The following is a 22,995-nucleotide window of genomic DNA, read 5'->3' as shown; positions in this document are numbered from 1 at the left end:
CGAAACCCCTGATTAATCGCGGCGCCCGATGTCGGCGACCGCCGGAAACTTGTCAAGCAAGGCCGAGACGATCTTCCCGAAACCGGTGCCGAGCGAGGACTTGACCATCAGCACGTCGCCGGGGCGGACGGACGCCACCACGAAATCGGCAAGCTCCGCGGTCGTCTCGCGGTATTCCACCTGAACGCTCTCCGGAAGCGCATCGCGAAGCGCCGCCATTTCCGGACCGGCGAGCCAGACATGCTCGATGCCGGCAGCAAGCAGCGGCCCGGCAAGCTCGGCATGGACCTTGGCTGAAAACTCGCCCATCTCCAGCATGTCGCCGATGACGGCGATCCGCCGTCCGTCGCCCGAGGGATGAGCCGCCGCGAGCACGGCGATCGCCGCGCGCATGGAGGCCGGATTGGCGTTGTAGCTCTCGTCGATCAGCGTGAAGCTGCCGTTGCCGGCCTTCAGCGTATGCCGCTCGCCGCGTCCCTTGACGGCGGAAAGCGATCCGAAGGCATCCGCCGCCGCGGCGACGTCGGCGCCGACGAGCGACACGGCCCCGAGCACCGCAACGGCGTTCTCGGCGATGTGGCGGCCCGGCGCACCGATGACGATTTCCCGCGTTTCGCCGCCGAAGGAGACCCATAGCGTCGAGCTTTCCGCAGCGCCGTCGAACTCCGCCAGGCGGAACTCCGCCTTGGCGTGCTGGCCGAAGCTGTGGACGTTCTCGACGCCTGCCTCCTGCGCCGCCTTCTCGAGAAAGCCGAACTGCGCGTTGTCGCGATTGAGCAGCACGTGCCCGTCGGGCTCGACGCCCTCGAATATCTCGGCCTTGGCTGCGGCGATCTCCTCGAGGCTCGCGAAGTTGCCGAGATGGGCGGCGGCGATGGTGGTGACGATCGCCACATGCGGACGCACGAGCTGCACCAGGGGGCGGATTTCGCCCGGATGGTTCATGCCGATCTCGAAGACGCCGAATTCGGTATCCGCCGGCATGCGGGCGAGCGTCAGCGGCACGCCCCAGTGATTGTTGAACGAGGCGACGGCCGCGTGCACCTTGCCCGACGGCTCCAGCGCGCGGCGCAGCATCTCCTTCGTCGTCGTCTTGCCGACCGAGCCGGTGATGGCGACGATTTTCGCGGACGAACGTTCACGCGCGGCGGCGGCGAGCTTCTCCAAAGCCGCCAGCACGTCCTCGACGACGATCATCGGAACGGTGACGCGGCCGAGCGCCGGAAGCTTCGCCTCGGCGACGACAAGCAGGGAAGCGCCGTTGGCAACGGCAAGGCTTGCGAAATCGTGTCCGTCGACACGGTCACCCTTGATGGCGAAGAAGGCCTCGCCGGCGGTGATCGTGCGGCTGTCGATCGAGATGCCGATGATCCCTTCGGGCGGCGTGCCGAACGGCCGGCCCGCCATCGCCTCGATCATCTCGTCCGTCGTCCAGAGAAACGTCAATGTCCAAGCTCCTCCAGTGCCTTGCGCAGTTCGGCATGATCGGAGAACGGCAGCGTCACATCGCCGACCACCTGCCCTTCCTCATGCCCCTTGCCCGCGACGATCAGGGTGTCGCCGGAAGACAGCATCGAGACCGCATGGCGGATCGCTGCGGCGCGGTCGCCCATCTCGATCGCGGTCGGCGCGGCGGCCATGATCTCCGCGCGGATTTCGGAGGCGACCTCCGAGCGCGGATTGTCGTCGGTCACGATCACCACGTCGGCGAGCCGGCAGGCGATCTCGCCCATGATCGGGCGCTTGCCGCGGTCGCGGTCGCCACCGCAGCCGAAAACGACGATGACGCGGCCGGTGGTGAAGGGACGGACCGAATTGAGGACGTTTTCGAGCGCATCCGGCTTGTGGGCGTAGTCGACATAGGCGAGCGCCCCGTCTTCTGTATGCGCGACGAGTTCGAGACGACCGGCCGCGCCCTGCAGCTTTTCGAGCGCCTTCATCGCGATTGCGACCGGAACGCCGGTGGAAATCGCGAGCCCCGCCGCGACCAGCGCGTTGGCGACCTGGAAATCACCCGCGAGCGGAATGTGGACCTCGTGGATCTCGTCGCCGAAATGCACTTCGGCCACCTGCTTGTGACGCAGGTGCTCGACACGCTTCAGCGCCAGGAAATCGCCGTTGCGGCCGACGGTGCGCACATCATGGCCGGCGGCGCGTGCGACGCGGATCGCCTCGCCCGACCAGGGATCGTCGGCGAAGATCACCGCCGGAGCCCCCTTGGGCAACAGGGTGTCGAAGAGCCGCATCTTGGCCGACATGTATTCCTCGACCGTCGGATGGTAGTCCATGTGGTCGCGGCCGAGATTGGTGAAGGCGGCGGCCGAAAGCCGCACACCGTCGAGGCGGCACTGGTCGAGACCGTGGCTGGAGGCTTCCATCGCGGCGTGGGTCACGCCTTCCGCCGCAAGCTCGGCGAGCAGCTTGTGCAGCGCCACCGGATCGGGCGTGGTGAGCGAGCCGTAGTCGTTGCGCGAGGGCGAAACGACGCCGGTGGTGCCGATCTGCGCGGCCGGATGGCCGGCCTCGGCCCAGATCTGCCGGGTGAAGGAGGCAACCGAGGTCTTGCCGGCCGTGCCGGTGACGGCGACCATGGTCGCGGGCTGGGCACCGTAGAAGCGAGCGGACGCGAGCGCCAGGAAGCGGCGTGGATTGGAAACCGTGAAGACCGGAACGTTCGCCTCGACGGCATGGCCCGCGACGACAGCGACCGCACCGCGTGCGACGGCATCCGCCGCGTAGGCCGCACCGTCGGCTTTCGTTCCCGCGACGGCCACGAACAGCATTCCGGGCGTGACCTTGCGGCTGTCGGCGGAAATGCCCGAGATCGCGAGTTCCCCGACCTCGCCGCCAAGCTGTTCTTTCAGCGTTCCAAACTCGTCATCGGCCAGATCGCGCAGTCGCATGTATTTTCGTTTCCTTGCAGAACAGGCGACTCGCGTGCGAATCGCCTGCATAATTCGAGCATTATTTCTAATAAGAGACGAGCAGCGCCGAGCCGTCTTCCCCGAATTTGGGTTCTACACCGAGAATTGCGGCGCTTCTGCGAATGATGTCCGCCACCATCGGAGCGGCCGAATTGCCTGCGAGCGCCGCGCCGTTGCCCTTGTCCGTCCTCGGCTCGTCGATGACGGTGAGCACGACATACTGCGGATTGTCGATCGGGAAGGCAGCGAGGAAGGCGTTGAAGTTCTTGTCGCTGACATAGCGCCCGTTGACGACCTTGTCCGCCGTGCCGGTCTTGCCGCCGACGTTGAAGCCCTCGACGCGCGCTTTCTTGCCGGAACCCTTGATGCCGTTCACCTCGAACAGATAGCGCATGTCGTCGCTGGTCGACGGACGGAGGACCTGCTGGGCCACCTGGTCGGCCTGTTCCCGCGTGCGCGTCAGGAAGGTCGGCTGAATGAGCTTGCCGCCGTTCATCAGCGCGACGCCTGCAACCGCGGTCTGCAGCGGCGTCGTCGAGACCCCGTGACCGAAGGAAATGGTGATCGAGTTGATCTTCTTCCATTCGCGCGGCTGGCTCGGGGTCGCGACCTCCGGCAGCTCGGTCTGCATGCGCGTGGTGAGGCCCAAACGCTCCAGGAACGCCTTGTGCCCTTCCGTGCCGACCGTGTCGGCGATCTTGGCGGTGCCGATGTTGGAGGAATACTGGAAGATCTCGGGCACGCTCAGGATGCGGTTCTTGCCGTGGAAGTCCTTGATCGTGTAGCGGCCGATGCGGATCGGGTAGCGGGCGTCGAAGGTGTCGGAGAGCTTCACCTTGCCCGAATCGAGACCCATGGCCAGCGTGAAGGACTTGAAGGTCGACCCCATCTCGAACGTGCCGTTCGACATGCGGTTGAGCCAGCCTTCCTGGGCGCTCGCCGCCGGATTGTTGGGATCGAAATCGGGAACAGAGACCATCGCCAGCACTTCGCCGGTATGGACGTCGAGGACGACGCCGCCGGCGCCGAGCGCCTCGAATTTCTTCACCGCGTCGACCACCACGTCATGCACGATGTTCTGCACGCGAAGGTCGATCGACAGGCGAACCGGTTCGAGCGGCGTATCGGTCGTCATGCCGAGCGCGGTGAGGTCGGCCAGCCCCTGGCTGTCGATGTAGCGCTCCATGCCGGCCATGCCGCGGTTGTCGATATTGACATAGCCGACGATGTGCGAGGCCGTGGTGCCGCCGGGATAGAAACGGCGCTTCTCGGGGCGGAAGCCGATGCCCGGAATGCCGAGTGCCAGGATCTGGCTCTGCTGCTTCGGCGTGAGCTGGCGGCGCAGCCACTGGAAGCGGGAGTCGGAGGAGAGCTTCTTGTAGGTTCCCTTGATGTCGAGATCGGTCAGCACCGTCGCGAGCTTCTCGACCGCTTCGTCGGGATCGACGATCTTGTGCGGCTCGGCAAAGAGCGAGACGGTGCGGATGTCAGTCGCCAGCACCTCGCCGTTGCGGTCGAGGATGTCCGGTCGCGACGCCATCAGCCGGTCCGCCGGCACGATGCTGGAGACGGTCTCGGGGTGGGCGTAACCGTACTGGACCAGCCGCCCGCCGATCACGCCGTAGGCGACGACGAAGCCGGCGATCATCAGGCCGACGCGCTTGCGGGCGAGTTCCGACTTGCGTTTGCCGGTCCCCTTGATGGCGACGGTCTTGCCGACGACGGCGCGGTCGCCGCCGGTCGCGAAATGCGCCTGGCTTTTCAAGAGCATGATGCGTGAGAGGAAAGACATCAGGGCTTCACCGATCCTGTTGTGATGAGATCCGAGACGGGATCCTTGCTCTTCTCGCCCTCGGCCACCTCCGGCTTGGGCAACTCACTCTTCAACATCGGCAACTCGACGGGCCGCACGAGCTGTTCGGGCGCCGTCGGCTGCAGCTGCAGTTCCGGCCCGTAGACGGCAAGCAGCCGCTCGAGCCGGTTCGGCTGGGTCAAGAGCGCCCAGTCGGCCTTCAGGAGATCGATCGTATCCTTCTCGAGCTTGATCTCGGCCTCGATACGGCGAACCTCCTGCAGTTTCTCGTCCGCATGATGCTTGATCGAATAGGTGACGGTCGCCGCCGCGACCATGGAACCGATCATTATGAGATCAAGGGTTTTCAGCATGTCTCATCCTCCGATCCGGTCGAGGCTGGCGAGGTCCGGCAGGTCGAAGATCGACATGTCCGCCTTCGGTACCGGCGCGTGGGTGCGGATACCGGCCCGAAGTTTGGCGGAGCGGGCGCGCGGATTGGCCTCGGCCTCCGCTTCGCTCGCCGCGACCATGCCCTTGCCGACGGGCTCGAAGGTCGCCGGCATCCCCTGCACCATCGGCAGGTGGCGCGAGCCGGACGCCTTGCCCGAACGCTCGGTGAAGAATTTCTTGACGATGCGGTCTTCGAGCGAATGGAAGGTCACCACCACGAGCCGGCCGCCGGGCTTCAGCGCCCGCTCGGCGGCAAAGAGCGCCTGCGCAAGCTCGCCGAGCTCGTCGTTGACGAAGATGCGCAGCGCCTGGAAGACGCGGGTCGCCGGATGGATCTTGTCCTTCGCCTTGCGCGGCGTCACGATCTCGATCAGGCCGGCAAGGTCGCGCGTCGTACGGAACGGCTCGCTCGCCCGCTTCTTCTCGATAGCGCGGGCGATGCGCCCCGCCTGCTTTTCCTCGCCGAGGAAACCGAAGATGCGGATGAGGTCGCCGACCTTGGCACGGTTGACGACGTCCGCCGCCGAGACCCCCTCGGCCGACATGCGCATGTCGAGCGGACCGTTCTTCTGAAAGGAGAAGCCACGCTCGGCCTCGTCGATCTGCATCGAAGACACACCGATGTCGAGCACGACGCCGTCGAGCCCGTCTGCGGGCGCATGGAGGTCAAGCTCGGAAAAGCGGGAATGGATGAGCGTGAGATGGCCGCCGCGCGCCGCCACCAGCGGCTGGCCGGCGGCGATCGCCGTCGGGTCGCGGTCGAGCGCAATCACGTCTGCGCCGGCATCGAGGATGGCGCTCGTATAGCCGCCAGCCCCGAACGTTCCGTCGAGGATGATCTTGCCGGATGCCGGCTCGAGCGCCGCGAGCACCTCGGGCAGCAGGACTGGAATGTGGCGAACCGGTCCGCCATCGGCACCAGAGATTTCCGCGCCAGGATTAGCCACCATTCCAAGTCCCCGCCTTACTGTGGCCGCAACCCTCGTAGCTTGCGTGCCTGCCTCGCCGCCGCCTGCGCCTCGAGAAAGGCCTGCGGCTGCCAGAGCTGAAAATGATCCGCCCGCCCGACGAACGCGACCTCCGAGGTGATGCCCGTGAAGTCGCGAATGAAGTCGGTCACCATCAACCGCCCTTCGGCATCGAGCTTCATGAAGACACCGCCACCATGCACAAGCAGCGACATCTCGTTCGCCAGCGGCGAAAACGGATCCTCGACGGAAATCTGCCGCTCGTAACGCTCCAGCAGATCGGGCCCGCCGACATTGATCGCCGGAAACACGAAATCCTGGAGACAATAGAGCTCCTGAATATCGCGCTTCGCGAGGACAGACCTGAACGCCGCCGGAACGGACACCCGCCCCTTCGTATCGATCCGGTTTGTCACATTGGACAAGAAGCGGTCCATCAAAGCCTACCGCCGCTCCTTCAGACGGGAGGCGAACCATCCACCCCCCGAAACGCGAGAACACGTACACCGTGCCCGAAGGCAGGGAGAACTGCCGATCACCCGCCGCGGGTGACGTTCCCTGAACTTCGATTCTTGGGGTGGAGAACCACCCTGAAACGGTACTCGTATGGGATAGCATGGGACAGTATGGGCGTCAATGGGACAGGGTGGTTTGAAGCTCTCGAAGAGCGTCAAACGTTTATAAGCGGTTAAGCTTAACGAAAGGTTATGGAGACGCCCGCCGACAGCCGATCGCACCGCCCTGCAGGGCTTCGATCGGACACGCGTTCCTCGAAGGCTTTCAATAAGTTGGCGACGAAGGCGCCGACGACCGCCAAAGCCGCCGCGGGAGAAAAAGGGAAAGTGCCAGTCGGCCTGTAAGCCGGGTTCTGTATGGCTCCGGTCGCCCGGAACGTGGCAGCCATTCATCTGGGACAGCGTTTGCACGCTGCCTCACGCAACCCACCCGGATGACTGGCCCGGAAACAGGCTGTGGCACCGCTTGCGCAGCACCCGCGTCATCCCTATTCGGTCTTGCTCCCGGTGGGGTTTACCGTGCCGTCCCTGTTACCAGCGACGCGGTGGGCTCTTACCCCACCCTTTCACCCTTACCCCGCCGACTTTTGCGTCCTCATGCGGACGGAAAAGCAGGCGGGGCGGTTTGCTTTCTGTGGCACTATCCCTAAGGTCACCCTCGCCGGACGTTATCCGGCACCGTGTTTCCGTGGAGCCCGGACTTTCCTCACCCTACCGCCTTTCGGCACTGGTAGAGCGCGGCTGCCCGGCCGACTGGCAAGCGCTAGATAGTGGACTGCCGCGGCAAATGCCACAGAAAACGTCAGTCCGGACGTGCTGTCGCGCACTTTATTGGACACGGGGTGCGAAAACCGCCTGGTCCTCCGGCGACAATGCGCCGTCGAGCAGCAGCCGGGCGCCGAGCCGGCCGATCTCGTCGGAACTCTTCGCCGCAGCCCCGCAGCCTCCGGTGAGGACCGCGATCCGTTCCTCGTCGACATAGCCGATCGCCGGATAGCCGCTCGGGGTGAACGAGGTAACGCAGGCACCCATGGTGACCGTCGCCTTCGCGACGCCCGGCACCAGCTCGGCCGCGATTCGCGCCAGATGCCTGCGGGTCGTCTCGCGCCCGCCGCTGCGATACCAGGCACGGACCTCCGGCTCGCTCGTGAGTTCGAGGTCGTCGGGATCGCCGCCGATCTTCAGGTAGACCTTGCCGTCGGGATAGCGAACCGGCGGCAAGAGATAGATGTGGTCGAGCGGATCGTCGGGATGGTGGATGAGCGACGGCATGCCGGCGAAGGCTTCAAGATCGGCTTCCGGTATCTCGAAGAAGGCGACGGTGCGGGCATAGACCTTGAGGTCGACCGGCCGCGGCAACAGGTCCTTTGCGATTGAGAAGCCGCCCGTGGCGACCAGCACGCGGTCCGCATAATAGGTGTTGCCCTCGGCGGTCCGGACCGCCACGCCACGGATGTCGTCGCGGACGGAAACCACAGTCTCCGCGATCAGCGTCGCCCCTTCCCTGTGCGCGAGACAGGATTGCGCCCGCACCATCTGCCGCGGATTGACGTATCCCGCCCCCGCCGCCTCGTGGACGCCCTCCTGCCCGGCGCCGAAGGAAAAATAGGGAAAGCGCTCGGCAAGGGTCGTGCATTCGAGCATCTGCGGCGCAATGCCGGTGCGATGGGCGGCCTCGCAGATGCGCTCGATATAGGGATCCCGCCCGCCCCGCTTCGGCCCGACGATGAGATTGCCGACCTCGTGGTAGAAATCGATACCGCTCTCCCTTTCGAGGTCGCGGTAGCGCGCGATCGAACGGTTGGCGAGTGCGGCCCAGACAGGGTCCGGATCAATCGTCCGGGTGATCCGCGCCTCGTCGTAATGGCTGGCGAAGACGCCTTCGTGGCGCGCGGGATCGGTCGGCTCGTCCGGTCCGATGACGGCAACGCCTTCGCTCTCGAGGCTCAGATGCCGCGCGGCGGCGGCCCCCATCATGCCCCGCCCGACGACGATGAATTTGAAGCGATCGCTCATGCCCGTTCCCGCCCGATCATCCATGATTATGATTCTAGTTCAGATATTTGCCAATCCAACTTGAATCAGTCTCTCACAAATTGCGAGTTCGGTTCACGACGAAGATCAAACTCCGGGACATCGCCGTCGGCGGCGTGTTCTCCCGCGGGTGATCCACCGCGGGAGCGGATCGCTCGGCGGTCAGCTGCCGATCAGCGCCAGCACCTTGCCGCAATAGCGCTTCGAGACGGGGTTCATGCGCTTTGCCGCGTGGCCGGCATTGTATTTGAGGATCGTCGAGCAGGTCCTGCCGTCACCGAGCTCATGGGCAGCAGCCAGATACTTCATGCCGTAGCGAATATTGGTTTCCGGGTCGTAGAGCCCCTTCGAGGAGCCGGAATAGCCCATCATGCGCGCCGTCGAGGGCTTGATCTGCATGAGGCCGATTTCGCCGGCGCTGCCGTGTGCCCTGGGATTGAAGTTGCTTTCGATGCGGACGACGGCATGGGCGAGGTTCACCGGAACGCCGTAGGCCTTGGCATATTTCGAAATGATCTGGGTGTAGGGGCTCTGGGAAAAGGATGGCGCGCTTGGAAAACCTGCGTCTCGTTTGACGACCTTCAGCGGCGCCGAGAAGCTGCGTTTGTCGTCGTTGCGGGCATGTGCCGCGCCGATACCGGACATGAGGATAGCGGTGCATGCCGCGGCAGCAACAATCAATTTCTGCATGTGAAAAGCCAGTCTCCGAACCAGTGGGGCTATGGCGCGTATTTTTCCTTGCGCAAAAGCGTCCTACCGCGCCATCCCGTTCAGGGAGCGACGCCGCACCTGCCCTCATCGTTGTTATTTGCGGCCGTCACCTCGTTGGGAACTTTGCCGCCGTTTCAGCGAGAGCTTTTAAAGCCGGGCAATATGGAATTCCTGTGACCTGCCGGGATTTAGGGGGATTCAGCGCCGCGGCGGCAGCGGGCGGACGGTCTTCGTCCGAGGTCGTTTCAGGCGTATTTCGCAAGCGCGGAGAGCAGCCGGTGCAGCGTCTCTATGGTCGAGCTGTCGGCGATGCCGTCGACCCGTTCAGGACGGAAATGACGCTGGAAGGCGGCGACGACGCCTTCCGTTGCCTCGGAATATTGTCCTGAAATTTCAATATCGTAGCCGTAGAGTGAGAGCATCGATTGCAAAGCCTCGACGGGCCGGCCGCAATCACCCTTTTGGAAAAATCTTCCACCACTGACCGGCGCGGGCGCCACCCAGTGGCCGACGCCTGCGGCGTAAAGCCTCTCCCATGGAAAATTTTCGCCCGGATCGACCTTGCGAACAGGGGCCACATCGGAGTGCGCGAGCACCCGTTCCGGGGCGATATTCCACCGTTTGCCGCAATCCTGACACAATTCGACGACTGCTTCGATCTGTTCGTCGGTGAAGGGCGGCAGTCCGGCCGGATGACCGGGATTGGCGATCTCGATGCCGATCGACATAGAATTGACGTCGCTTTCGCCCGCCCAGCAGCTCTTGCCCGCGTGCCAGGCGCGGCGGTTCTCCGGCACCAGCTGCACGATCCGCCCGTCCTCGTGGACGAAATAGTGGCTCGAAACCTGGCTCTCCGGCCGACAGAGCCATTCGAGCGCCCCCTCCTCCGAGGGCATCCCGGTATAGTGGAGCAGGATCATGTCCGGCAGCCGCCCACCGGCGCGCTCGCCATGGTTCGGCGACGGCCGGACCCGCGCACCCTTGAAGTCGGGAATGAAGACGGTCATGCGGCGCGGCGTTCTTTCTCGATCGCCGCGTAGGCTGCGTTGAGCCTGGCCATCCGGTGATGGGCGACGGCGTGGAACTCGGTGGGCACGCCGCGGGCATGCAGCCGGTCCGGGTGATGTTCGGCGGCGAGCGCCCGGTAGCGCTTGCGGATCGTCGCGAAATCGTCCGAAGGCTGCACGCCGAGCACGGCATAGGGATTGCCGTCCGGGTTCACGTGGCGCTCGGTGATCGCTTCGAACCGCTCCTCCGAGATCTCGAAGATGTCGGCGATGCGCGAGAGGAAGGCCATTTCCTTCTCGTGCACCAGCCCGTCGGCCTTGGCGATGTGGAAGAGGCCGTCGACGATGTCCTCGAGAACGGGACAACCCTTCTTGCCCGTGCCGCACATCTTCATGATCTTGCCGGCATAGGCCTCGTAGCCGGCGACGTCCTGGCGTGCGAGGTTGTAGAGGCGGGCGACGTTCTGCGCTTCCTTTGCGGGAAAATCGAAGATCTCGCGGAAGGCGTCGACCTCGCTCACCGTCACCACACCGTCGGCCTTGGCCATCTTCGCGGAAAGGGCGATGATCGCCACCGAGAAGGAGACCCGCCGGCGGGTTTCGGGATCGCCTTCGAACACCGTGCGGACGGCCTCGACGATGCTCGAAAGAACATTGCCTGCTGCGTCGCCGATCGCGCCGAGCAATTTGTCCCACAACGACGATATCTGTTCGCAGGCGAAATCGAAGAGCATGATCAAGCATCACCAGATAACCGGCGAAAATGCAAGCGGAGCCCGTCTTCGACCAGGTTAAAGTTTGTTCACAATCCGGTGGTCCAACCGTGGCCGCGGACAGTGGTTCCGACCGTCGCGGAAGGGCCGGATGCCGGCGATCCGCAGACCGGCGTTCTTATCCACAGCCTTGCTCGCAGGCCGCTCCCGGATTGAAACGATTATATCCGCGCGGCCGCCGCATTTGTTGCCACACGAGCCGGAAACGCCCGGATTTCCTGATTTTTTCCCTTTACAGCCCTGCCCGTCTGTCGCATCCATTCGCGCCGAACGCTTGTACTGAGAAGCGCACCGAGGCGCTGAAGGAGGAACGATGGCCAAACAGAAAGTTGCAATGCTGACCGCCGGCGGTCTCGCCCCCTGCCTGTCGTCCGCAGTCGGCGGACTGATCGAACGCTATACGGACATCGCCCCCGACATCGAACTCATCGCCTACCGCTCCGGCTATCAGGGCGTGCTGCTCGGCGACAAGATCGAGATCACCGCGGACATGCGCGAGAAGGCGCATCTCCTCCATCGCTACGGCGGCTCGCCGATCGGCAACAGCCGCGTCAAGCTGACGAACGCCGCGGACTGCCACAAGCGCGGACTGACCAAGGAAGGCGACAATCCGCTGCGCGTCGCCGCCGAACGGCTCGCCGCCGATGGCGTCACCATCCTCCACACGATCGGCGGCGACGACACCAACACGACGGCCGCCGATCTCGCCGCCTTCCTCGGCGCCAACGGCTACGACCTCACCGTGGTCGGCCTGCCGAAGACCGTCGACAACGATGTCGTGCCGATCCGTCAGTCGCTCGGCGCCTGGACGGCGGCGGAAGTCGGCGCCCGCTTCTTCGATCACGTCTCGAACGAGCAGAGTGCGGCACCCCGCACGCTGGTGATCCACGAGGTCATGGGCCGCCACTGTGGCTGGCTGACCGCAGCAACCGCGCGTGCCTACATCCAGCGGACGCGCAACAACGAGTATGTCGAAGGGCTGATGATGAACACCCAGCTCAAGAACATCGACGGCCTCTACCTGCCGGAAACCCATTTCGATCTCGAGGCCGAGGCCGCGCGCCTCAAGGACATCATGGACCGCACCGGCTTCGTCACGCTCTTCGTCTCGGAAGGCGCCTGCCTCGACGAGATCGTCGCCGACCGCGAGGCCGCCGGCGAGGAGGTCAAGCGCGACGCCTTCGGCCACGTGAAGATCGACACGATCAACGTCGGCAACTGGTTCCAGAAGCATTTCGCCAAGCTCCTCGACGCCGAACGCTCGATGGTGCAGAAGTCCGGCTACTATGCCCGCTCCGCCCCGGCGAACTACGAGGACCTGCGGCTGATCCAGAGCATGGTCGACCTCGCCGTCGAAAGCGCGCTCAACAAGGTCTCCGGCGTCACCGGCCACGATGAGGACCAGGGCGGCAAGCTGCGCACCATCGAGTTCCCGCGCATCAAGGGCGGCAAGGCCTTCGACGTGAAGACGCCGTGGTTCGCGGAAGTGATGGATTTCATCGGCCAGAAATTCACCCCGGCCGATTGACGGCCCCGGAGAAAGGTGGCTTGCTTTCTTCAAAAGAGGAGTGAGGCAAATGTCACTGGAACACTGGCTGGCCTTCGCCGCCGCCTCGGCGGTGCTTCTGGCGATCCCCGGACCGACCATCCTGCTGGTCATCTCCTATGCGCTCGGCCACGGGCGCAAGACGGCGCTGGCCACGGTCACCGGCGTGGCGCTCGGCGACCTCGTCGCGATGACGGCCTCGGTCGCCGGGCTTGGCGCCTTGCTCGCCACCTCGGCTACCGCCTTCACGATCATGAAGTGGATCGGCGGCGCCTACCTCGTCTATCTCGGCATCCGCCTCTGGCGGGCGCCGGTCGGTGACGAGCCGATCGCCGACAACGACAACCTGCCGGAAGAAAAGCCGCTGCGCATTCTCGGCCACGCCTTCGCGGTCACCGCGCTCAATCCGAAGAGCATCGTCTTCTTCGTCGCCTTCGTGCCGCAGTTCATGCTGCCGTCGGCCCCCTTCCTGCAGCAGGTCGTCGTGCTCGAGGCAACCTTCGTCACGCTCGCGATCGTCAATGCGCTCATCTACGCCTTCATCGCCGACTCGGCCCGCCGCTTCATCCGCAAGCGCTCCGTGCGCAAAGCCGTGAACCGCACCGGCGGCACGCTGCTCATCGCAGCCGGCGCCGTGACGGCGGGTTATCGCAAGATCGCCGCGTGAAACCGCAAATTGCGGCGGGCTTGCCGCAATTCCGCCCAGCGGCTATGAAAACCCATGTTAACTTTTCGTAAGCTGCTTCGCGGCAGTCGTCGTTTACATACGGATGGCCGGATGATTTCTCGATTGGACCGCAAGACCTCGCTCAGCCTCGCCGGCGTGCTTGTCGCCGGGATTGCAGGCTGTACGAGCGGCATGGACCAGGCGGCCAGGCAGGAACTGAAGGCCAATCCCACGGCCGGCGCGCCGGTCGCGCAGACCGCTGCGGCGACGCCGGCGACCACCGAATCGAACACCGCCCTGATCTCGACCGCCGGTGCCGAACCCGGCCCGATCATCCCCGGAACCTCGACGCCGGCGCCGGTCCCGACCTTCAAGGCGATCGCGCTCGCAAACCCGGCGGCGACGCCCACGGCGCTGGCCATGGCCGCCGGCCAGGAACAGCTCGCGATGCAGACCGCCGCCATGCCGGCAACGCCCGACGCTGTGCCGGAACTGGCCAGCGCCGAATCCGTGTTGCCTGAGGAAGTGACGGCGATCCAGACCGTTGTTCCGACGCAGAAGCCGGCCGGCGTGCTCGCCTACGCGGCCCCCTCCGCATCCTCCTCGCTCGCAGCCCTCGACACACAGTTCGACATCTCCCCGCCCGGCGCGCCGCCGGCGGTCGAGAAGGAGAAGGTGCCGCAGGCAGCCAAGGGTCCGACCGTCATCAACGCCCTCATCAGCAAATACGCCGCGTTCTACAAGATCCCCGAGGAACTCCTCCACCGCGTCGTCCGCCGCGAAAGCACCTACAACCCGCAGGCCTACAACAACGGCCATTACGGGCTCATGCAGATCAAGTACAACACCGCGAAGTCGATGGGCTACGAAGGTCCGGCCTCGGGCCTGTTCGACGCCGAGACCAACATCAAGTACGCCGCCAAGTATCTGCGCGGCGCCTGGCTGGTGGCCGACAACAGCAATGACGGCGCAGTGCGCCTCTATGCGCGCGGCTATTACTACGACGCCAAGCGCAAGGGCATGCTCCACGTCCTCGAATAGGATCAGTCGAGCGCGTCCGCGAGTGCTTTGACAAGCAGCTGTGGACGATAGCCGAGCTTTGACGGCGTGAGCCCGAGCCTGACCACCACCAGTTTCTTCGAAGGAACGATCGCGATCGTCTGGCCGTCATGACCGACGACCCAGAAGGTGTCGTCGGAAAGCCCGTATCTGCTGTCGGGCTCGTCCCCTGGTCCCACGGCCCAGGCCTGGATTTCCGTATAGGTGCCGCCCGAGGCGCGCGTCGGCCGCTGCATCGCCGCGACGAAACCCGCCGGCAGCAGCCGCTCTCCCTTCCAGACCCCGTCCTGCAGCAGGAACTGGCCGAAGCGCGCCCAGTCGCGGCCCGTCGCATACATGTAGGAACTGCCGACGAACGTGCGGACCTCATCTGCCTCGAGGACGGCGCTCGCCATGCCGAGCGGCCGGAACAGAGCTTTCCGCGGATAGCCGAGCGCCGCGTCGCGATCGCCGATCCGGCCCATCCAGATCTTCGAGAGCAGCACGCTTCCCCCGGATGAATAGCTGAAGGCCTTACCGGGTTCGGCGGCAAGCGGCCGCGCGGCGGCGAAGGCCGCCATGTCCGGCTCCAGGTAGAGCATGCGCGTGACGTCGGTCACGTCACCATACTCCTCGTTGAAGGCAAGGCCGCTCTCCATCGCGAAGAGGTCGCGGATGCGGATCGCGGCGCGACCGTCACCCTTCCATTCGGACAGCAGGTCACGGTCGTCGAGCGCGATGCGTCCTTCGGTCATCAGCCGGCCGATGATCGCCGCATTGACGGTCTTGGTCATCGACCAGCCGAGGAGCGGCGTTGTCGCCGAGAACCCGGCGCCATAAGCCTCGCCGACCAGCCGGCCGTTCTTGATCACGACCACGGCCCGCATGCCGGGACCGGCAAGGGTGGCATCGGCGAGCACGGCCCCGAGCGTCGGATCGGTCGGCGTCGCCGCCTCGCCGTCCGGCCACGGCACGTCGGTGGGGGCGGCGGCAACCTGTTCGAGAACCGGCGCAGGAATGGGTCCGGCCATCGCGCCACCGCCGTCCGGGGCGCTCGCGCAGCCGAGGCCCTCGCGGTAGACGGCACTGTTCGGCGCGACGAAGCCGAGAAGGCGGGCGGTCACCCGCTTGTTCTCGCGGTCGGTGTCGAGGCCGACGAGCTTCAGGAGCGGATGGCCCGGCGCCTGGACGTCGACCCTCAGCACCTGGTCGGGATCACGACCGGCGACGAAGACGTTGGAGCAGACGATCTTTGCGGCATAGCCGGTGCCGACCCGCAACAGCGCCGGCGGCGCCACGGCGAGCCAAACGACGACGGCCCCGACGGCCGCCGCGAGCAACAGGAAGAAGCCCTTCATGATTCGCCTGATCAGTCTCATCCGCGCTACGCTCCTCTTTGCCGGGCGCTTGCCGCCTCGTGCGGCCGCACCATAGCGCCGCCGGTTCGTCTCCTGCAAAGTCTTTGAAGCCCGGCTGGAAAAGCTGGCTGCTTTCTCCCCGACCAAAACCGACCCGATCGCCCGCCAACAGGGCGCTTCATCAAACTGTTGCATCGCCGCGCTACATGCCGGAGACCTTCAACGGATGGCCTTCCCGATGACAGACCTCGCCCCGGAGACCGAACTTCCCCGCAGCAGCAAACTCAAGGCCGCGCTCCTCCAGCACAGGGCGCTCAGTAGGGATGGTCTCTCCGAACGGCTGTTCGGCATGCTCTTCTCCGGCCTCGTCTACCCGCAGATCTGGGAGGACCCGGAGGTCGACATGGCCGCGATGGAACTCGGCGAAGGCCACCGCCTCGTCACCATCGGGTCGGGCGGCTGCAACATGCTCGCCTATCTCTCGCGCTCGCCCGGGCGCATCGACGTCGTCGATTTGAACCCGCACCACGTGGCGCTCAACCGCCTGAAGCTCGCCGCCTTCCGCCACCTGCCAGACCATGCGGCCGTCGTGCGGATGTTCGGTATGGCGGGAATGCGCACCAACAGCTGCAACTTCGACCGTTTCATCGCGCCCAATCTCGATGCCGAAAGCCGTCGCTACTGGAGCGGACGCCGGCTCGACGGGCGCCGGCGGATCACCGCCTTCAACGGCAATTTCTGCCGCACCGGCCTGCTCGGACGCTTCATCGCCGCCGGCCATCTGCTCGCCTCCCTGCACGGCGTTCGCCTCGACGGCATCACCCGCGCGAAGACGCTTTCCGAGCAGCGGCGCTATTTCGACACCCGCGTCGCGCCCCTCTTCGACAAGCCGCTGGTGCGCTGGATCACGCGGCGCAAGAGCTCGCTCTTCGGCCTCGGCATCCCGCCGCAGCAATATGACGAACTCGCAAGCCTTTCAGATGGCAACAGCATCGCACCGGTCCTGAAGAGCCGTCTTGAAAAGCTCGCCTGCGACTTCCCCGTCGCCGAGAACTGGTTCGCCTGGCAGGCCTTCGCCCGCCGCTATCCGCGACCGCAGGAGGGTCGGCTCCCGACCTATCTCCGCAAGGAGAACTATGACGCGATCCGCGCCAATACCGGTCGCGTCGCCGTCCATCATGCGAGCTTCACCGAACTGCTCGCCGGCAAGCCGGCGGCGAGCGTCGACCGCTTCGTCCTCCTCGACGCCCAGGACTGGATGAGCGACCGCCAGCTCAACGCGCTGTGGAGCGAGATCACCCGCACCGCCGCTCCCGGAGCGCGCGTGATCTTCCGCACCGCGGCCGAACGCAGCGTGCTGGACGGGCGCCTCTCGTCCGCCCTCCTCGACCAGTGGCATTATCTTGCCGAACGCTCGCGCGAACTCGGGGTCGAGGATCGCTCGGCGATCTATGGCGGCTTCCACATCTACGAGAGAAAAGGCTGATGGCGGAGATCTTGTTCGGGCAGGACGACCGGAACGGCCATGCCGAGCGCATGGACCGCATGTACCGCTACCAGCGCCACGTGTACGACCTGACGCGGAAATACTATCTCCTCGGCCGCGACCGGTTGATCGCCGAACTTGCTGTGCCGGAAAACGGTTCGCTGCTGGAAGTGGGCTGCGGTACCGGCCGCAATCTCCTGCTCGCCGCCCGCCGCTATTCCGGCGCCAGGCTCTACGGCCTCGACATCTCCGCCGAAATGCTCGCCCAGGCGGAGCGCAATTTCCGCGGCCGGCCGCTGCCCGTATTCCGGCTCGCGGATGCGACAGGCTTTTCCGCAGAAGAATTCGGGATCGCCGGTTTTGACCGGATCATGATCTCGTATGCCCTTTCGATGATCCCCGACTGGGAGAGCGCAATCGACGCAGCAATCGCGGCGCTGGCGCCAGGCGGTTCGCTGCACATCGTCGATTTCGGTCAGCAGGAGCGCCTGCCGGCCTGGTTCCGGCGCCTGCTCAGGGCCTGGCTTTCCCGCTTCCACGTCAGCCCGCGCGCGACCCTGCGGGAGGCTCTGGAAACGCGGGCGACGGCCGCCGGCGCGGACCTTCGCTTCGAAACCGTGGGCCGCGGCTATGCCTGGATTGCGGTCGTGCGGATGCCCGGCTGACATCGACAGTTGCAAATAACCGCTTTTTAACGATGATAGTGCCACAATTGGGCTTGCACCTGTTGTGTCCTGCGTTCGTGTGCGCCGCCTCAGGAGTACGGTTCAAATTTCATCTACGGGCCTTCGATGCGGTTGCTTGTCCTGGCTTTCCTGCCCCTTTTCCTGCTTCTCGGCGGCTGCACCTCCGCGAGCTACGACCTGATGGAAACATCGTCGATCAAGCCGCGCTTCCAGGATACCGACCCGCAGGATTTCGGCGACAACACGCCCTACCGTCACAAGGTCCACGGCATCGACGTCTCGAAGTGGAACGGCGACGTCGACTGGGCCTCGGTGCGCAGGTCCGGCGTGTCCTTCGTCTTCATCAAGGCGACCGAGGGCAAGGACAGGATCGATCAGCGCTTCGATGAATACTGGCGCGCAGCGGCAGCAGCCGGCCTGGCGCACGCGCCCTACCATTTCTACTATTTCTGCTCGACCGCCGACGAGCAGGCCGACTGGTTCATCCACAACGTGCCGAAGGCCTCGATGCATCTGCCGCCGGTGCTCGACGTCGAGTGGAACCCGAGCTCGAAGACCTGCACGCTCAGGCCGGACGCCGCGACGGTCCGCGCCGAGATGAAGCGGTTCATGGACCGGATCGAGGCCTATTACGGCAAGCGGCCGATCATCTACACCTCGGTCGACTTCCACCGCGACAATCTCGCCGGCTATTTCCAGGACTATCATTTCTGGGTGCGCTCTGTGGCGAAGCACCCGCAGGAAATCTATGCCGACCGCCGCTGGGCCTTCTGGCAGTACACCTCGACCGGCGTCGTGCCGGGCATTCGCGGCCAGACCGACATCAATGTCTTCGCCGGTACCGAACAGAACTGGAAGAAATGGGTCGCTTCCGTCTCGCAGTAACGGAATCCCGCGCGGGAACGTTCGACGACCGGGCGTGACGATCGAACGCCCCGTGCCCCGCACAAGGTCACCCGAAGCCGGCGTCCTTTCCTCGCTTTGGCCAAAATCTCTTCCGATACCACGTCCACCGAAACCCATGAGGAAGTCCGCATGTCCGCCCGTACCCGCCTGACCACCTTCGTCACCCTCGCAAGCCTGCTCGCCTCGACCGCCGTTGCCGGCGCGGCCGAGTGCGGCGGCGATCTCGCCGCCTTCCTGCAAGGCGTAAAGGCCGAGGCCGTATCGAACGGGGCGTCCCCCGACGCTGCCGATCGGGCGCTCGCCGGCGCCGCGATCGACCAGAAGGTGCTGTCGCGCGACCGTGCCCAGGGTGTCTTCAAGCAGACCTTCCTCGAATTTTCGAAGCGCACCGTCAGCCAGGCACGCCTCGATCTTGGCCGGCAGAAGATGAAGGAGTATGCCGATGTGTTCGCCAAGGCCGAGCGGGACTACGGCGTGCCGCCCGGCGTGATCACCGCCTTCTGGGCGATGGAGACCGACTTCGGCGCCGTGCAGGGCGATTTCAACACCCGCAACGCGCTGGTGACGCTCTCCCACGACTGCCGCCGCCCCGAACTCTTCCGGCCGCAGCTCTTGAACCTCATCACCATGGTCGAGCACGGCGATCTCGATCCCTCGACCAATACCGGCGCCTGGGCGGGCGAGATCGGCCAGGTGCAGATGCTGCCGAAGGACATCGTCGCCTACGGCATCGACGGCGACGGTGACGGCCACGTCAACGTCAAGAAGAGTTCGCCGGACGCGATCCTGACCGCCGCCCGCTTCATCCAGAGCCTCGGCTGGCGCGCCGGAGAGCCGTGGATCCAGGAAGTCACCCTTCCGGAAAACCTGCCCTGGGAGAAGACGGGCCTCGAAGGCGGCATGACCGCGGGCGACTGGTTCGCGCTCGGCGTCAAGCCGCGTGACGGCAACACCGCGTCCGCCGCCCTCCCCGTCGGCCTTGTCCTGCCGCAGGGACGGAAAGGTCCGGCCTTCCTCACCTATCCGAACTTCAGCGTCTATCTCGAGTGGAACAAGTCCTTCATCTACACGACTTCGGCGGCCTATTTCGCCACCCGGCTGATGGGGGCCGAGCCCTACCAGAAGGGCAATCCGGAACCGGGCCTCAGCGACACCGAGATGAAGGCGCTGCAGACCCGTCTTCAGACCCTAGGCTATGACGTAGGCGAGATCGACGGCATCCTTGGTTCCGGCACCCGCATCGCCGTGCAGAAGGAACAGCTGCGCCTCGGCATTCCCGCCGACGGTTGGGCGACGCCCGCTCTGCTCAACGCCCTCTGAGAAGCCTTCAGTCGTCGTCGCCGCGATGCGCGCGGCGACGCTGTTCGTAGGCGACGCGGGCCGCCCGGAGACGGACCCGCAACCAGTCGATGCCGCGGGCCAGCACGTCGCGCCCGCGGCTCACCTCATGCAACTCATGCGCATAGGCGACGGCGAGTGCCTGCCTATAGTTCTCGAGCCCCTCGGAGGCCATGTTCTCCAGCCGGTGCATCACGTTGACCCAGAGCGGCGAGACGAGCAGCGAGACGGCCGAGACGGCGATCGACAGCCGGAAGAGATCATAGCCGAGCGCACCCGCCGCATAGCCCGCCGACGACAGTACGAACGAGAACTCGCCGATCTGCGCCATCGACAGGCCGGCAACCAGCGCCGTCTGCGGGCTCGACCCGGTCTTGCGCAGCAGGAAGATGTTGAGCACGGATTTCGCCGCGATCACGAAGAGCGACACGAACAGCACCTGCCAGAAGCGTTCGGCGATGAAGTCAAGATCGATCAACAGGCCGATCGACAGGAAGAAGACGACGAGCAGCAGGCTCTGGATCGGCTCGATCACCGGGATCACGCGGCTGCGCAGCGTCGAATTGCCGACGATGATGCCGGCGAGGAAGGCACCGTAGGCGGGCGAGAGCCCGGCGACACCGGAGACCGCCGCGGCGGTAAAGCAGACGGCGAGCGCGCCGAGCGCCAGCATCTCCACCTTGTCCTCGATGGCGTCGGCGAACGGCACCTTCAGCTTCATGTGCCGCCCGAACCACCACAGGAGACCGCCGAGCAGCGCCAGCGCGACCGCCATGCGGATCGCGATCAGCCGGTAGTCGACGACCTCCCCGCCGAGGCCCGAAACGAAGATCAGCATCGGGACCACGGCGATGTCCTGCGCAATCAGCACGCCGACGGCGATCCGCCCGGCGTCGCCGCGCAGCACGCCCATCTCCTCCAGCATCTTCATGGCGACGACCGTCGAGGAGAGCGCGATGATGAAGCCGAGGATGATCGTCTCGGAACTGGAGGCGCCGGAGATCGTGGCGATGCCGAGCGCGAGCACCATGGCCGCGAGCAGCTGCCCGGCCATCACCAGAAGCGCCTGCCGGAGCGACAGCACGAAGGCCTTCACCGAAAGCTCCATGCCGATGAAGAAGAGCAGCACCACGACGCCCATTTCGGCGAGCACCGCGACGTTCTCGGAACTCGAGATCAGGCCGGCGCCGGTCGGGCCGAGCGCCACGCCCGCGGCGATGAAGCCCACGAGCGGCGGCTGGCGCAGCCACAGGAACAGAAGGCCGAGCAGGGCCGCGACGGCGACCACGGTCGCAATGCCGACGAGTGCGGTGGCGTGGCCGGCGTTTTCGGCAACGGCAGTATCCAGCTGAAATCCTCCTGCGGCGATTCTCGTTCCGCGCCATGATGCACGCGACGTCGCCGGAGGCAAACACGGGCCCGCCGGCTGCGTCACGGCATCGTCCCGCGGACGTATCATTCGGAGACGGACGGCAGCCGAAGGAGCCCCGTGCGGGCAACTCCGTTAAACAAATCCACTGAAAAGCTGCAGAGCACCGAGGCCTTGATTTTCAGGGAGATGCGACAATATGACGGACGTGGAGCGGCCGCGATCACTGCATCGCAGCACACAATTCGCTTCCCAACCGACACAAAAAGGACATATTATTCCCCGGTCAACGCAAGGAGGCACACATGGGACTGACCAATTCCTTGAATGTCCTGATCGTCGGTGCAGCGTTTGTTTTCATAGCCACCATGCTGTTCATCTGAGCCAACAGATGACCAGCCGCCGGAACAGGGCATAGCAGCGTCCTAGCTGGCTAGAATATGCAAGAATTCTTAAAAAGGCGTATACCGACACCGTTCGGTATGCGCCTTTTCAGTTCAGCCGGCGCCCAAGCTCACGCCGCAGCGCCGGATCGCGCCTCGCCGTCGCGCCCCAGGCCCAGCTGTTTCAGCACAGCGGAAACGAGCGGCGCCCTGTTCATCGTATAGAGATGGAAATCCGTGATGCCGCGGCGGACGAGATCCTCGATCTGCTCGGCGGCGACCTCGGCTGCGACCTCCGCACGCGCCTGCGGCTGGTCGTCGAGGCCGGCGAACCGCTCGTCGAGGAAAGCGGGGATGCTCGCGCCGCAGAGCGAGGCGAAGCGCTTCAGCTGCGTGAGGTTCTGGATGAGCATGATGCCCGGCACGACCGGGATCGTGACACCCGCGGCGCGCACCCGTTCGAGATAGCGCTCGAAGACGTCGTTGTCGAAGAAGAACTGAGTGAGCGCCCGCGCCGCGCCGTTGTCGGCCTTGCGCTTCAGCATGTCGATATCGGCGGGAACGTCGGGGCTTTCCGGGTGCTTTTCCGGATAGGCCGAGACGGAGATGTCGAAATCGCCGATCTCCTTCAGCCCTGCGACGAGCTCGGCGGCATTGGCGAAACCGCCCGGATGCGGGGCATAAGCCGCGCCGACCCCGCCCTGCGGGTCGCCCCTGAGCGCCACGAAGCGGCGCACGCCGGCGGCGATGAACTCCTCCGCCACGTGGCGGACCTCCTCCCGCGTCGCGCCGACGCAGGTGATGTGCGCTGCCGTCGGCAGGCTCGTTTCGGCGATCAGCCGCCGCACCGTCGTCAGCGTCGGCGCCTTGGTGCTGCCGCCTGCGCCGTAGGTCACGGAAACGAAGTCGGGATTCCAGCCGGCGAGTTCCTCGATCGTCGTCCAGAGCTGCCCTTCCATCTCCTCCGATTTCGGCGGAAAGAACTCGAACGAGATGCCGAGCCGCCTCTTGCCTTGCGGATGCCGATCCTCTCGCGTCATG

Annotated in this window: 20 protein-coding genes and 1 other RNA gene; 7 read left to right on the top strand and 14 right to left on the bottom strand. The window is 65.2% G+C overall.

The features are described from left to right. Positions 1-12: 12 nt before the first annotated feature. From DFR48_RS01860 to DFR48_RS01810, 11 genes are all read right to left on the bottom strand, one after another. Entirely contained in the window at positions 13-1,446 is a 1,434-nt protein-coding gene (locus tag DFR48_RS01860; protein ID WP_114361441.1) for a UDP-N-acetylmuramoylalanyl-D-glutamyl-2,6-diaminopimelate--D-alanyl-D-alanine ligase, read from the bottom strand. Beyond that, a complete protein-coding gene (locus tag DFR48_RS01855) occupies positions 1,443-2,903 on the bottom strand; it encodes a UDP-N-acetylmuramoyl-L-alanyl-D-glutamate--2,6-diaminopimelate ligase (protein ID WP_114361440.1) in 1,461 nt (486 codons plus the stop codon). Before DFR48_RS01855 ends, DFR48_RS01860 begins: the two co-directional genes overlap by 4 nt. A gap of 67 nt (positions 2,904-2,970) precedes the next feature. Next, positions 2,971-4,716, bottom strand: coding sequence for a peptidoglycan D,D-transpeptidase FtsI family protein (locus DFR48_RS01850; protein ID WP_114361439.1), 1,746 nt, complete (start codon positions 4,714-4,716; stop codon positions 2,971-2,973). After that, positions 4,716-5,090 (bottom strand): cell division protein FtsL, encoded by a 375-nt coding sequence (ftsL, locus tag DFR48_RS01845; protein WP_114361438.1) that lies wholly within the window; start codon positions 5,088-5,090, stop codon positions 4,716-4,718. Before ftsL ends, DFR48_RS01850 begins: the two co-directional genes overlap by 1 nt. A 3-nt stretch (positions 5,091-5,093) precedes the next feature. Continuing rightward, positions 5,094-6,119 (bottom strand): 16S rRNA (cytosine(1402)-N(4))-methyltransferase RsmH, encoded by a 1,026-nt coding sequence (rsmH, locus tag DFR48_RS01840; RefSeq protein ID WP_114361437.1) that lies wholly within the window; start codon positions 6,117-6,119, stop codon positions 5,094-5,096. 14 nt (positions 6,120-6,133) lie between these two features. Then, positions 6,134-6,574, bottom strand: coding sequence for a division/cell wall cluster transcriptional repressor MraZ (gene mraZ, locus DFR48_RS01835; RefSeq protein ID WP_114361436.1), 441 nt, complete (start codon positions 6,572-6,574; stop codon positions 6,134-6,136). A 404-nt stretch (positions 6,575-6,978) separates the two neighbouring features. Then, an RNA gene (rnpB, locus tag DFR48_RS01830) (RNase P RNA component class A) lies at positions 6,979-7,409 on the bottom strand. 71 nt (positions 7,410-7,480) lie between these two features. Next, entirely contained in the window at positions 7,481-8,668 is a 1,188-nt protein-coding gene (locus DFR48_RS01825; protein ID WP_114361435.1) for an NAD(P)/FAD-dependent oxidoreductase, read from the bottom strand. A gap of 180 nt (positions 8,669-8,848) precedes the next feature. After that, complete coding sequence (locus DFR48_RS01820) at positions 8,849-9,331, bottom strand: lytic transglycosylase domain-containing protein (RefSeq protein ID WP_374591181.1); 483 nt, start codon at positions 9,329-9,331, stop codon at positions 8,849-8,851. 311 nt (positions 9,332-9,642) lie between these two features. Further along, a complete protein-coding gene (locus DFR48_RS01815) occupies positions 9,643-10,404 on the bottom strand; it encodes an N-acetylmuramoyl-L-alanine amidase (RefSeq protein ID WP_114361433.1) in 762 nt (253 codons plus the stop codon). Beyond that, positions 10,401-11,138: a J domain-containing protein gene (locus DFR48_RS01810; RefSeq protein WP_114361432.1), complete on the bottom strand. Its 738-nt coding sequence runs from the start codon at positions 11,136-11,138 to the stop codon at positions 10,401-10,403. The genes DFR48_RS01815 and DFR48_RS01810 overlap by 4 nt, the downstream gene beginning before the upstream one ends. Positions 11,139-11,490: 352 nt before the next feature. On the opposite strand from DFR48_RS01810, the gene DFR48_RS01805 reads away from it, so the two are divergent. From DFR48_RS01805 to DFR48_RS01795, 3 genes are all read left to right on the top strand, one after another. Continuing rightward, the gene (locus DFR48_RS01805) at positions 11,491-12,705 is read left to right on the top strand and encodes a pyrophosphate--fructose-6-phosphate 1-phosphotransferase (RefSeq protein ID WP_114361431.1); all 1,215 of its coding nucleotides are present in this window, start codon (positions 11,491-11,493) and stop codon (positions 12,703-12,705) included. A gap of 49 nt (positions 12,706-12,754) precedes the next feature. Further along, entirely contained in the window at positions 12,755-13,390 is a 636-nt protein-coding gene (locus tag DFR48_RS01800) for a LysE family translocator (RefSeq protein WP_114361430.1), read from the top strand. A gap of 111 nt (positions 13,391-13,501) precedes the next feature. Next, positions 13,502-14,431 (top strand): lytic transglycosylase domain-containing protein, encoded by a 930-nt coding sequence (locus DFR48_RS01795; RefSeq protein WP_170141775.1) that lies wholly within the window; start codon positions 13,502-13,504, stop codon positions 14,429-14,431. 2 nt (positions 14,432-14,433) lie between these two features. Here DFR48_RS01795 and DFR48_RS01790 read toward each other — a convergent pair whose 3' ends face one another. Then, entirely contained in the window at positions 14,434-15,807 is a 1,374-nt protein-coding gene (locus tag DFR48_RS01790) for a serine hydrolase domain-containing protein (protein WP_114361429.1), read from the bottom strand. 217 nt (positions 15,808-16,024) lie between these two features. On the opposite strand from DFR48_RS01790, the gene DFR48_RS01785 reads away from it, so the two are divergent. From DFR48_RS01785 to DFR48_RS01770, 4 genes are all read left to right on the top strand, one after another. After that, positions 16,025-17,272, top strand: coding sequence for a BtaA family protein (locus DFR48_RS01785; protein WP_114361813.1), 1,248 nt, complete (start codon positions 16,025-16,027; stop codon positions 17,270-17,272). Further along, positions 17,272-17,937 carry a class I SAM-dependent methyltransferase gene (locus tag DFR48_RS01780; protein WP_114361428.1) on the top strand — a complete coding sequence of 222 codons (666 nt, stop codon included), beginning with the start codon at positions 17,272-17,274 and terminating at the stop codon, positions 17,935-17,937. Before DFR48_RS01785 ends, DFR48_RS01780 begins: the two co-directional genes overlap by 1 nt. A gap of 126 nt (positions 17,938-18,063) precedes the next feature. Next, the gene (locus DFR48_RS01775) at positions 18,064-18,843 is read left to right on the top strand and encodes a glycoside hydrolase family 25 protein (RefSeq protein WP_114361427.1); all 780 of its coding nucleotides are present in this window, start codon (positions 18,064-18,066) and stop codon (positions 18,841-18,843) included. Positions 18,844-18,993: 150 nt separating this feature from the next. Further along, on the top strand, positions 18,994-20,184 hold the full coding sequence (locus tag DFR48_RS01770; RefSeq protein WP_114361426.1) for a lytic murein transglycosylase: 1,191 nt from the start codon (positions 18,994-18,996) through the stop codon (positions 20,182-20,184). A gap of 7 nt (positions 20,185-20,191) precedes the next feature. Here DFR48_RS01770 and DFR48_RS01765 read toward each other — a convergent pair whose 3' ends face one another. Continuing rightward, positions 20,192-21,613 carry a cation:proton antiporter gene (locus DFR48_RS01765; protein WP_245415486.1) on the bottom strand — a complete coding sequence of 474 codons (1,422 nt, stop codon included), beginning with the start codon at positions 21,611-21,613 and terminating at the stop codon, positions 20,192-20,194. Between the two features lie 472 nt (positions 21,614-22,085). After that, entirely contained in the window at positions 22,086-22,994 is a 909-nt protein-coding gene (metF, locus tag DFR48_RS01760; RefSeq protein WP_114361424.1) for a methylenetetrahydrofolate reductase [NAD(P)H], read from the bottom strand. Position 22,995 lies beyond the last annotated feature (1 nt).

Source organism: Ciceribacter lividus (genome assembly GCF_003337715.1).
Taxonomy (GTDB): domain Bacteria; phylum Pseudomonadota; class Alphaproteobacteria; order Rhizobiales; family Rhizobiaceae; genus Allorhizobium; species Allorhizobium lividum.
This window is presented reverse-complemented; position numbering and strand designations above follow the sequence as displayed.

What these genes read in the sequence shown, in the direction of transcription:
- DFR48_RS01855 (WP_114361440.1), bottom strand. Translation starts at nt 2,903, where the DNA reads ATGCGACTGCGCGATCTGGCCGATGACGAGTTTGGAACGCTGAAAGAA.
- DFR48_RS01850 (WP_114361439.1), bottom strand. Translation starts at nt 4,716, where the DNA reads ATGTCTTTCCTCTCACGCATCATGCTCTTGAAAAGCCAGGCGCATTTC.
- ftsL (WP_114361438.1), bottom strand. Translation starts at nt 5,090, where the DNA reads ATGCTGAAAACCCTTGATCTCATAATGATCGGTTCCATGGTCGCGGCG.
- rsmH (WP_114361437.1), bottom strand. Translation starts at nt 6,119, where the DNA reads ATGGTGGCTAATCCTGGCGCGGAAATCTCTGGTGCCGATGGCGGACCG.
- mraZ (WP_114361436.1), bottom strand. Translation starts at nt 6,574, where the DNA reads ATGGACCGCTTCTTGTCCAATGTGACAAACCGGATCGATACGAAGGGG.
- DFR48_RS01825 (WP_114361435.1), bottom strand. Translation starts at nt 8,668, where the DNA reads ATGAGCGATCGCTTCAAATTCATCGTCGTCGGGCGGGGCATGATGGGG.
- DFR48_RS01820 (WP_374591181.1), bottom strand. Translation starts at nt 9,331, where the DNA reads ATGTCCGGTATCGGCGCGGCACATGCCCGCAACGACGACAAACGCAGC.
- DFR48_RS01815 (WP_114361433.1), bottom strand. Translation starts at nt 10,404, where the DNA reads ATGACCGTCTTCATTCCCGACTTCAAGGGTGCGCGGGTCCGGCCGTCG.
- DFR48_RS01810 (WP_114361432.1), bottom strand. Translation starts at nt 11,138, where the DNA reads ATGCTCTTCGATTTCGCCTGCGAACAGATATCGTCGTTGTGGGACAAA.
- DFR48_RS01805 (WP_114361431.1), top strand. Translation starts at nt 11,491, where the DNA reads ATGGCCAAACAGAAAGTTGCAATGCTGACCGCCGGCGGTCTCGCCCCC.
- DFR48_RS01800 (WP_114361430.1), top strand. Translation starts at nt 12,755, where the DNA reads ATGTCACTGGAACACTGGCTGGCCTTCGCCGCCGCCTCGGCGGTGCTT.
- DFR48_RS01795 (WP_170141775.1), top strand. Translation starts at nt 13,502, where the DNA reads ATGATTTCTCGATTGGACCGCAAGACCTCGCTCAGCCTCGCCGGCGTG.
- DFR48_RS01790 (WP_114361429.1), bottom strand. Translation starts at nt 15,807, where the DNA reads ATGAGACTGATCAGGCGAATCATGAAGGGCTTCTTCCTGTTGCTCGCG.
- DFR48_RS01785 (WP_114361813.1), top strand. Translation starts at nt 16,025, where the DNA reads ATGACAGACCTCGCCCCGGAGACCGAACTTCCCCGCAGCAGCAAACTC.
- DFR48_RS01780 (WP_114361428.1), top strand. Translation starts at nt 17,272, where the DNA reads ATGGCGGAGATCTTGTTCGGGCAGGACGACCGGAACGGCCATGCCGAG.
- DFR48_RS01775 (WP_114361427.1), top strand. Translation starts at nt 18,064, where the DNA reads ATGCGGTTGCTTGTCCTGGCTTTCCTGCCCCTTTTCCTGCTTCTCGGC.
- DFR48_RS01770 (WP_114361426.1), top strand. Translation starts at nt 18,994, where the DNA reads ATGTCCGCCCGTACCCGCCTGACCACCTTCGTCACCCTCGCAAGCCTG.
- metF (WP_114361424.1), bottom strand. Translation starts at nt 22,994, where the DNA reads ATGACGCGAGAGGATCGGCATCCGCAAGGCAAGAGGCGGCTCGGCATC.